The 1,146-nt window shown below is 62.5% G+C and carries 1 protein-coding gene; it reads left to right on the top strand.

Annotated elements, in window-relative coordinates; translation table 11 throughout:
* Positions 1–854 (top strand): IS110 family transposase (locus tag BFD71_RS38675; RefSeq protein WP_069269421.1); only part of this gene is annotated, 854 nt, incomplete at its 5' end.
* Positions 855–1,146 lie beyond the last annotated feature (292 nt).

Here is a 1,146-nt window from a genome sequence, read left to right on the forward strand (position 1 = left end):
CCGGCGAGCGGGTCAAGACCGACCGCCGCGATGCAGCGAAACTGGTACGCGCGCTTCGAGCTGGAGATCTGTCGCCCGTGCACGTGCCCACCGTCGAGGACGAAGCGTTTCGTGACCTGGTCCGCACCTGGGGCGCCGCCAAACAGGATCTGAAGCAGGCCAGGCAACGCCTCAAAGCCTTCCTGCTCGCCCACGACGTGCGCTATACCGGCCGCGCCGACTGGGGGCCTGCACACCGGCGCTGGATCAGCGGCTACTCGTTCGATTCGCACTGGCAACAGCTTGCGTTCGAAGAATATCGCCGGACCATTGAAGACCGTCTCGCGCAGTGCGAACGACTCGAGACGGCCTTGCGCGAGATGGCGCCACAATGGCGTTTCTATCCGGTGGTCAAAGCGCTCCAGGCGCTACGTGGCATTCAGTTCACCAGCGCCATCGGCTTGCTTGCCGAGCTCGGTGATCTGTCACGCTTCGATCACCCGCGGCAGCTCACTGCATGGCTTGGTCTGACGCCATCCGAACATTCCTCGGGCCAGAGACGCAGGCTGGGCAGCATCACAAAGGCCGGCAACGGCCATGCGCGTCACCTGCTGGTTGAAGCGGCATGGTCGTACCGTCACCCGGCCAAGGTAAGCCCCGTCATCCAGCGACGCCATGAAGGACTGCCCAAGGCCATCGTCGATCGCGCGTGGGATGCACAGCTGCGGCTGTGCAAGCGCTATCGCAGGCTGGTCGCACGTGGCAAGCATTCCAACGTCGCGGTGACCGCGGTCGCCCGGGAGCTAGCCGCATTCGTGTGGGATATTGCGCGCATGACCTCACTCCCGACCGAGCCTCAATCGAGCACGCATTGATAATGGCACCCATCGCACATTCAACGGAGGAACAGCAGTCTGCTGAGGACGGCGCAGCACGGTCCGTGAACAATCCGCCAAGATACTACGAGACAGCCTCCAGGCCAGACTCTCGGACATAGAGCGCGGCAGGTTCACACGACGGCACCCTGTAATGTGGTAGCCAACCCACGGATATCAGCCGGATCCACCGTCGACGTTACAGGCTGCGCCGCCCCCAGCAGATTCACCGAAAAGCAAAAGGACACTCACAACAGAGGCTTGCGTACTTGACTGCGAAAGTCATATCAGC

The organism is Paraburkholderia nodosa (genome assembly GCF_001718195.1).
Lineage (GTDB): Bacteria > Pseudomonadota > Gammaproteobacteria > Burkholderiales > Burkholderiaceae > Paraburkholderia > Paraburkholderia nodosa_A.